Consider the following 10,152-nt stretch of genomic DNA (forward strand, 5'->3'; position numbering starts at 1 on the left):
TAATTAAAATGCCAAATCAAGTCCGAATACAATTCTTCTGGCATGCGGGTAAGCCGAAAAATCGAACCCTGGTGTTAAAACTGAGTTGTGAACTGAAACCTCTGGATCCATTCCCGAATATTTCGTCCATGTGATTAAATTCTGGGCAGACAAACTCACATTTAAGCTGTTTACGCCTAGTTTAGACGTGAAACTTTCGGGTAAATTATAACCTAACGATAAGGTTTTAAGACGTATATACGAGCCATCTTCAATGGTGCGAGACGAAACAACTTCTGGTCCTTCACCATTCACACGATACATTTCATTGGTTTGATTTTCCGGGGTCCAACGGTTAGCATAAGAAGCAAACTGATTTAATCGACGCACTCTTGTTGGGTTTCCTTCAAAAATAATGCGGTTCGCATTCATTAAATCGCCTCCATACGACCACTGAAACAGGACATTAAGAGACAACCCTTTATAATTAAACACATTTGAAAAACCTCCGATGTGTTTCGGAATTGGGTTACCAATTACGGCTTTATCGAAAGCATCAATAACACCATCCTCATTTAAATCTTTATATTTAATATCTCCTGGTTGAATAACACTACGATCATCGCCATTGGTTGCTACATTACTTTTTAAAACATATGTATCACCAACTTGATCAAAATCTTCATATTGATAATTTCCATCCCAGATTAACCCGTAAAACATAGCCGCAGGTCCACCTACTTCTGCAATGTACATCGGCTCTTCAGCCATACGGTTTGAAAACGAATTGATGTATGAGAAACGACTCAACTCACCATCTGAAAGCGATAAAATCTTGTTTTTATTAAAAGAGATATTGAAATTAGTAAGCCATGAAAAACTTGGTGTTTGCACATTCACCGTATTTAAAGTTATCTCTAAACCTCTGTTTTCTATACTTCCTATGTTTGTATAAACACTAGTAAAACCACTTGATCCGGGAATTTGGGTTCTTAAAAGCATATCGTCGGTGGTTTTTAAATACACATCAGTTTCTAAACTGATCCTGTCCTTAAATAACCCAAGATCTAATCCTAAATCCAACTGCTTTACAGTTTCCCATTTTAACTTATCGTTCCCCAAAGACAACTCCACCCCTGTATATGTTTGGTTGTTGAAGGAATACGAATTAAGATCACTAAAATTCAAAGACGATCGGTAAGCAAAATCGCTTACACGGTTATTTCCTGTAGCTCCGTAACTGGCTCTAAGTTTTGCATTAGAAATAAAATTAACAGCCTCCATAAACTTTTCCTTATTCAAACGCCAGGCAAAAGCTCCAGAAGGAAAGTATCCCCATTTATTTACTGTGGGAAATTTTGAAGAGCCATCGGCTCTCATCGTTAAGGTAAAATAATATTTAGAAGCTAATCTATAGTTTAACCTCCCCATAAATGAGGCTAACGTATTGCCACTAGCATCAGAGGTTGATGTTTGTAAATCACCTTCAGAGAGACCGTTAACACCTAATTCTTCATTAGGTAAATTTATGGCGGTAAAACCATAAGTATTCGACTTACTTCCACTCGCAGCAAACCCTCCAACAGCATTAAAATAATGGTTTTCACCTACATATTTTTTCCAGGTGATGGTGTTTTCGTTTACCCAGTTTATCTGTTCTGAATGAGAAACCGAACCGTTTATTCCATTGGTATTATTTAAACGAATTGGTGTACCTCTATGTGTTTTACTATTGTAAAACTGATCATTTCTACCTGATCTATTAAAGTAACTACCCGTAATTTTTAATTCCAGATTTTTATTAATATCATACCTATAATAACCATTCGCAGTAAGTGTATTGATTGTATTTTCTCTTAATACATTTTCAGCGTTAATTACCGGGTTTATGGTAAAAATCCCTGAGTCTTCATAAGCGTCTTCATCTACTAACTCGTTTTCTAAATCGAAATCATAACTCCCGTTATCAATCCCTGTAACAGGCCTGTATCCCCAAACAGAGTATAACAAATACCCATTAATAGCCGTGTTGGTTGACGAAGCGGTTCGGCCAACAATTTGTCCGTAAGCCTTTTGATTTGTAAAGTTAATGTTGGCACCTAACTCCCCTTTTTTTCCAAGTTTTTGATCCAATTTCAACCTTGCCTGAGCACGTTCAAATCCTGTATTTACAACAATCGCCTCATTATTTGTATACGATCCGGAGATAGAATATTTGGTATCCTCAGATCCACCTCTTACCGCAACGGAATGTATGGTTGTTGAACCTGTGTTAAATAAATTATCCTGCCAGTCAATACCTGGTACACGCTTGTAGTAATCTAAATCACGGTTATCTGATAAGTAAGTGCTTCGCAATGTTGGATCCCTTTCAATCTCGTAGGCAATAAATTCATACGGACTCATCATATCCATTGTTTTATAGACATTATCAAACCCCACAGAGGCTCTATAACTTACTACCGGCTTTCCTACCAGTCCTTGTTTTGTTTCAATAACAATAACCCCGTTAGCTCCTCTTGCTCCATAAATAGCTGTTTGCGAAGCATCCTTTAAAACTGTAATAGATTCAATTTCATCTGGATTTAAAGCTGAACTTATAGGGTCTTCCATAGGCACACCATCTATAACATAAAGCGGTTGTGTACTTTGAGTTAGTGAGCCAGCCCCACGAATAACAATATTCATTTCTGAACCTGGTTGACCATCCTCCATTGAAGATACCTGAACCCCAGCTACACGACCTGCCAATGCCTGATCGAAAGAAATTACGGGTGCCTTTGCAAGATCTTCCATATCTACGGTACCAACAGAACCTGTTACATCGCGTTTATTAACCGTACCATACCCAACTACAAGCACCTCATCTAATTCGGTATTCTCCGAATCTAAAGTAATATTTAAAGTGTTTTCAGATCCTACTTCTATGGTTTTAGGAGCATAACCTAGATAAGACAAGGCTAACTTAGTACCTTCCGGGACCTCAATAGAATAAACCCCATCAAAATCGGTTAAAGCTCCGACATTAGAATCTTTTATATAAACCGATACGCCAACTAAAACCTCTCCTGTTTCAGCATCGGTTACTATTCCTGATACTTTTTTCTTTTGAGCAGATTTTAACGATACATTCGTACCATCAATTTTATACTTTAATTCTGTTTTAAGTGAAATTTGATCGAGAATAAATTCTATTGATTTGTTATTGAACTGAAATGAATATAATTTTACATCATTTGCAATATCATCAGTATACCTAAAATTGTAGGTAGAAATATTTTCTAATTTAGAGAAAATAGCTTTTAAGGAAGTCTGGTTAAAATCGACTGTATATTTTCCTTTTGGTTTTGTCTGTCCTTGTACATTAATCTCACTTAAAACATTAAGGAGCAAACACAGCATTATTAATCTTGTAACAAAAGTCTTTTTATCTTTTGTTACATTACTTAATTGATATAATTTCATACTTTTACGTAAATTCTTTTAAGAAGTTTTTTAATTTCTTTAAAACCGGGATTGCGCCAACAACTTCCGGTTTTTTTTATGTTGTTATAAGCTTTTAAACTACGGTCATGATTGGTGGTATTATTTATTCGGTTATTATTATATTATTTCCTTGAATTTTATAATCTATATCGAACATGAACTTAAGATCATCCAAAACGTATTTAATAGATTTGTTTTGATATTTACCATTAAGCGTTCTGCCATTTAAATTGTTGGACTTATTATTTATAGTAACGCCGTACCATTGCTCTAAAAGTGTTAAGACTTCAGGGAGTTCTCTGTTATTAAAACTAATTATGTTTCGACTCCAATCGCTTAATGCTTCAGAATTTACCTGAGATACCAGAGAAGTATTCGTTGTTAAATCAAGTAAATATTGTTTGTCTTTAACTAAGATGGCGGCCTCCGTTTTATAGTTTGCCTGATCTACGCGTACACAACCGGTAGAAACGGTTACAGAAACATTTAAAGTATCTTCTTTAATATTAAAACTTGTACCTAAAACTGTTGTATTTAGATCTTTAGTTTTAACTATAAAAGGTTTGCTTTTATCATGAGAAACATTAAAAAATCCTTCACCCTTTAATTCAACTTCACGATTATTATTGGGAAAATTTTCAGGATACTTACAGTAACTATTAGCATTTAAAACCAAAGTTGAATGATCTGGAAGTGTAATGGTTTTACGTTCGCCTTGCTGTGTATATACTTCAACAAAACTTTTAACTTGTTGCTCTGTATTTAAAGTGGTGTTGTAAAAAAATGTATACCCAACAGTTAGACATAAAAGAATAACAGCGGCATATTTCATAAAATTTTGACCAGCTTGAAGGCGTTTTCTGAATTTAATATTAGCTAAGGTATTTTTAAGAACCTGTTCTTTATTAGGTGTAACATGCTTACTTATATTTTCAGAGTCTTTTAATTTCTTAGATACAAGCCTATCTAAAAACACCTGCTCTTCTTGTGTTGCTTTACCTTCGGCAGACCTTTTTAATAATTTTCTAATTTCCTTTTCTTCCATTTACAGTTATGTTTTATACAGTTTAATGAAAAAGTGTTTGAAGAAAATAAAACGTACTATAAGAAAAGTAGAACTTTACTATAAGTTAACATTAAAGCGCTTTTTATTAAATTGAATAACATTTAAATAACACTTCACTTATCTTTAACAAACAAAAGTGAGGTTGCTTATAAACGCATTTATGATGTAGATGGTCTAAAAAAGATTTTTAACTAAAGCTAAAACATTAGAAGTAATGACAACATTTTTAACAAGCTCAACATTGTAGTTTTGAGCTTTTAAATGTTCTTTTAAAACCTTTAAAGCTATTGAAAGTTGATTTTTAACGGTTTGTTTGGAAATATTTAATTTCTGTGCAATTTCATCATGAGAAAGTTCCTCATACCGACTAAGTTCAAAAACTCTTCTGCAAGCTGGCGATAATAAGGCAACTCCTTTATCAATTACATTTTGTAAATCATCAACTTCTAAAAGATTGTAAACTTCTTCAGAACTTACAATTTCGTAAAAAGCTTCAGATATATCTGATATATCCCTTTTCTTAGACCAATAGTTATACACTTTGTATTTAACCATCTGATAAAGATAAGCTCTTAAGTTTTCTATATCTCGTTGACCTAAAGAATTCCAGATATCAATCAAAACATTTTGCAATAAATCTTCAGTTTCCTCCTTGTTATCTGTTAAGCGAAAACAAAATTCATAAAGTTCGTCGAAATAATTATCAAAAAGCAATCGCATCCCTCTCTCATTACCTTCTCTAATTAACTTTATAATACTGGAGTCCATCTGAAAAATTTGCATTATTCTTAGAATAGCAAAACTAAAGCCTCTTCATTACCTTTATGTTAAGCGTTCTTTAAGTATATATAACCAAAATTTTAATATTGTTAATCGTAAAAGCAACTCGAAATAGTTAGAAATAATAACTTATACTGGATAGAATGGAAACCGAGAACCATAAACAGCGGACTTAATGCCTCAGCCTAATTCTTGATATAAAGCATAATTAAGCAAGTCTTTACTTAAATTTCAACTATACTCAATGTTTTCCGCCGCAAGCGGCTCTTTATTTCCGTTTTTTTCACACAAATTAACTTCTTAAAAATATGCTTAACTTCTAGCCTCATTTCAGGACTAGACATACACAACAATAACTATTAACCATAAAATTGTGTACTATAACAAACATGTTGAAATCATTATTCTTTACTGAGACAATATCTTTTTAAGTTTCCCCATATCTTCACTTACCTTTTGATCCAATACTCTGGCATAAATCTGAGTGGTTGCAATTTTAGTATGCCCCAATAGTTTTGAAACTGTTTCTATTGGCACCCCATTACTTAATGTAATGGTGGTAGCAAAAGTATGTCGAGCAATATGAAAAGTAAGATTCTTATTAATTTTACATAAATCAGCAATTTCCTTTAAATAGCTATTAACTTTCTGATTGGATATCTTCGGAAATACTCCCCCTGAATTCATAACTCTTGGATGTTCTTTATAGTTTTCAATCAATGCCTTCGCTTTTGGCAACAAAGGAACTCTAATTGATGTACTTGTCTTTTGACGTTCACTTATTACCCAAACATTACCATCAATGCCTAACATAATTTGCCCTGTTGTCAAATCATGAATATCAATAAAAGAAATTCCGGTGTAACAGCTAAATAAGAAAAGATCTCTCACTAAATTAAGCCGATCTACTTTTGAGTTAAACGTCTCTAAGCTCCTTAACTCCGTTTCGGAAAGATACTCCCTTCTTTTATTCTCAAAGGAAGTTTTGAACCTAACAAAGGGATCTTTCTCCATCCATTCCATATGATAAGCCATAGTCACCATTTTTCTGAGTCTTTGAAGATGTTTCATAGCTGTATTATGACTCATCTTTCTTTGATGATCTTCTGGCTGATAGGATTTAATAAAGTATTCAAAATCTACAATAAAACCATAACTTAACTCACTTAGCCTAATATCAGTTGTCGCTAGTTTTATATCTAGGTATTTCTTCAAATACCCCTGAGTCACTTTATAATGCCTCAAAGTATGACTGGTTAATTTTTCCTTTGAAACTTCATTGTGATATTCAAATAATTCCAAAAATGTTTTAAAGTTTCTATCTTCACCTAGGAAACGTGATTTTATCAATTGAGCGGTAATTAATTTATCTTCACTTATTAAATCTTCATAAGATTGATAAATTTTAGCTCTTACCTGATCTAAATATTTATTCAAGGCTTTAGCTTCTCGCTTACTCCCCTTAGCCTTTCCTTTGTTAGAATCCCAATTAGAGAGTGGAACCCGTCGTTGCAAGCTAATATTAGCTCGTTTACCATCAACTGTAATTCTCGCATAAAGCGACACTTCTTTGTTTTTAATTCGTGAAGTATTAACCCAAAACAAAAGGTTAAACGTAGAGCGCGTACTCATAATAATCGTCTTTTAGTTAAACATTTTTTTAAGACGAAAATCAAATCAACATTCTAAAAATAAGCATTTTAAGTCGTAATTCGGTCAACACTTTTTGTATTTTTTAAACTGTTGACCGCGGTGTTGACATTAAATTTCTTATCATTTCAATCAAATTAGAAGGCCTTAGAAACATAAAACCCTGTAAATCATACGGTTTACAGAGTTTTAAAAGTTTTTGATAAGTGTATCAGTGATCGCGACAGGATTTAAACCCATGCTCCTACCCCTTTATTTTCCAGCTTTTTCAAAAATTTATAAAAACTCTGTTGAGCAATTTGTTGTTAATATTAGTATTTATATACTTTCTATAATACAGAACGTCCAAAACATTTAAGCCTATTAATTCGAATAATCTATATTATCAAAAACATGTTTAGCATAATTAAGTTGTAAAGCATCATAACGAGCTCTTATAGTTCTTAAACGCTCTTTAAAATCCTCCCAATTCTTACCTTCTTTCTGTGTCCACACAACTTCAGATAAAGCTGTCATTCTTGGTAAAACCATATATTCAACATAATCTGTGGATTTCATATATTCTGTCCAAACATTACCTTGTGCTCCAAGAATGTATTTCTTTTCATCAGAGCTTAGTTCCAATGGTATTGGGTCATAACTGTATACTGTTTCAACAGGTAATATCCCTCCAATAGCTAAAGGCTCCTTATCTTGCTCGTCTTTACCCACTTGATAATGATCAAAATAGCAATGAGAACCTGGTGTCATAATCACATTATGCTTTTGCTTGGCAGCTTCTATGCCTCCTTTTTCTCCTCGCCAAGACATAACTGTTGCATTCGGAGCTAGACCGCCTTCTAGAATTTCATCCCAACCAATAATTCTTTTTCCTTTAGCATTAAGATGTTTTTCTATTCGTTGGATGAAATAGCTTTGTAATTCATGCTCATCAGACAAATTAATATCTGCTATTCGACTTTGACAATCAGTACATCTCTTCCAATTGGATTTTGGACATTCGTCGCCACCTATATGAATATATTCTGATGGGAACAATGGGATTATTTCAGCAAATACGTTTTCTAAAAACTCAAACGTTTTTTCATTTCCAGCGCAAAACACATCATCAAAAACACCCCAAGTTTCCTGAACAATTTTCGGATTTCCTTTAGCTTGAACCTCTTTACCTGCAACAGACCCCATATCATTTGTGACCTGAGTAAGTTCATCAGGAAAACAACTCAAATAAGGATAGGATGCTATAGCTGCACTGGCATGACCTGGTAATTCTATTTCCGGAATAATAGTCACATGCCTGTCTAAAGCGTATTTCACAATGTCTTTCACTTCATCTTGAGTATAAAAGCCTCCATATTCTTTTTCGTCATTACCAGTTTCTCGATGAAGGTGCCCCTTTATAGTTCCATATCGTTTGGATCCAATATTAGTGAGATTTGGATATTTTTTTATTTCTATACGCCACCCCTGATCCTCGGTTAAATGCCAATGCATCGTATTCATTTTATGCATAGCAATTAAGTCAATATACTTTTTAATAAAATCCACAGGAAACATATGGCGTCCCACATCAAGGTGCATACCTCTGTAAACGAATCTCGGATTATCTTTTATGCTTACTGCTGGTATAGTTAAATCATCTATGTTACTCACTTCCGTTTCAATAGATGCTGGAAGTAATTGTCTTAAAGATTGAATCCCATAAAAAACACCTTTCGGTGTTTTGCCCGTAATAAGGATTTTATCGTGATTAACTGTCAATGTATAACCTTCATCTTTAAGATTATTATCTAATTTTAATTCAATACTTCCTGCTCCTTTTGTTTCAAAACTAACATTTATACCCGAGACATGATTTAACAAATCTGCTAGATACTCTCCTTCGTTTTGTAAATCAGAATGACCAATAATTTTAGTATTTGGCGATACTAAAAAACGTCCTTTAGTCTTTTCTAATGAAGTAGGCTTAGGGATAATTTGATAATCTGAATCCTTGTTTTGATAATCTTTATAGGGATTACCACAAGACAAGAATAACATTGCAATACAAACTAAAAAGTGCGCTTTAATCATTATTATGTTGTTTATATAAGTTTATTTTTTTTGATTTTCATCTACTAACTTCCAAACTTTCACATAATCAATTACCATCTCATATGGAAATCCTTCTGTAGCATTCACTTTTCCGGGCCAAAAATCAATGCCGGACTGACCTTTATCTGCACAAGCGTGATTTAAAATAATATAATAATCTGTTTCAAAAGGCCATCGTTTAACAAAATCGTCTTTAGGCTCATAAACCATTGTTAATTCATGATTTATATAAAACTCAATTCTATAAGGTAACTTCACCACGCTATAAATATTATAATCAGCAGGTAAAATCTCAGGTGTTTTCCCTATTGATATAGAATTGAGTTTATTATCACTTTGATGTACTACTTGATGAACGAAAGTATCATTATTAAGACGTTCCATAATATCAATTTCACCCCCATCTGGCCATCCAGGAAATAGTGGGTTTTGAGGCATCAACCATATAGCTGGCCAGCCTCCCTGACCTGATCGTGAAAATTTTGCTCTAACCTCTATTTTACCATATTTAAAACTAAATTTATCCTTAGTCTGTATAGCTCCTGTTTCTGGTAAATCTTTTTCATTATTCCATCTCGCCTTGATATGTAAGTGACCATTTTTCACCTCTGCCAAACTGCTATCATTTACCACATATCGATTCCATGGAGAAAATGTGTTTTGAGAAGGGTAAAGACTCCAATACTCGGGTTTAAAATCTTCAAACTGATCTTCAAATACTAATATATAGTTAGCTGTATTCCTTTCCTTAGAGATTGTGTCTTTGAAATAACAAGACGTAAATAAACAAGTAATAGTAATTATTATAAAATTTCTAAATACTTCCTTCATGTATATATATTCTTGTTTATTCTGTTAAAGGAATCATCCAGTAAGAATATGTATAATCCTTATAAGGTAATAAATACTGATCCATAGGTAATCTCCCCCAACTGTTTATACTTCCTAGTCCTTGTTGATATCCATCAATATTTACAAAAACCTCGTTTCTTGCATCAAGCTCACCTGCATGCTTTTGAGTCCTTTCTTCTCCTGAATCTAAATCTTCTTCACTATAATTTAACGCTGAAAAATTAAATGGTTGCTCACCTAAAAAT

At 33.3% G+C, this 10,152-nt stretch carries 7 protein-coding genes; all 7 read right to left on the reverse strand.

From position 1 onward, the window contains the following. Positions 1–3 precede the first annotated feature (3 nt). Positions 4–3,444 carry a SusC/RagA family TonB-linked outer membrane protein gene (locus tag ICJ83_RS16165; RefSeq protein WP_223154821.1) on the reverse strand — a complete coding sequence of 1,147 codons (3,441 nt, stop codon included), beginning with the start codon at positions 3,442–3,444 and terminating at the stop codon, positions 4–6. Between the two features lie 124 nt (positions 3,445–3,568). Further along, entirely contained in the window at positions 3,569–4,510 is a 942-nt protein-coding gene (locus tag ICJ83_RS16170; RefSeq protein WP_188231448.1) for a FecR family protein, read from the reverse strand. Between the two features lie 195 nt (positions 4,511–4,705). After that, the gene (locus ICJ83_RS16175; protein ID WP_188231449.1) at positions 4,706–5,314 is read right to left on the reverse strand and encodes an RNA polymerase sigma factor; all 609 of its coding nucleotides are present in this window, start codon (positions 5,312–5,314) and stop codon (positions 4,706–4,708) included. 405 nt (positions 5,315–5,719) lie between these two features. After that, entirely contained in the window at positions 5,720–6,943 is a 1,224-nt protein-coding gene (locus ICJ83_RS16180; protein WP_188231450.1) for a site-specific integrase, read from the reverse strand. Positions 6,944–7,324: 381 nt separating this feature from the next. Next, positions 7,325–9,034 carry a beta-N-acetylhexosaminidase gene (locus tag ICJ83_RS16185; RefSeq protein WP_223154822.1) on the reverse strand — a complete coding sequence of 570 codons (1,710 nt, stop codon included), beginning with the start codon at positions 9,032–9,034 and terminating at the stop codon, positions 7,325–7,327. Between the two features lie 21 nt (positions 9,035–9,055). Then, complete coding sequence (locus ICJ83_RS16190; protein ID WP_188231451.1) at positions 9,056–9,886, reverse strand: glycoside hydrolase family 16 protein; 831 nt, start codon at positions 9,884–9,886, stop codon at positions 9,056–9,058. Positions 9,887–9,902: 16 nt separating this feature from the next. Beyond that, positions 9,903–10,152 (reverse strand): beta-galactosidase small subunit-related protein (locus tag ICJ83_RS16195; protein WP_188231452.1); only part of this gene is annotated, 250 nt, incomplete at its 5' end.

The organism is Aestuariibaculum sediminum, from assembly GCF_014596945.1.
GTDB classification, from domain to species: Bacteria; Bacteroidota; Bacteroidia; order Flavobacteriales; family Flavobacteriaceae; genus Aestuariibaculum; species Aestuariibaculum sediminum.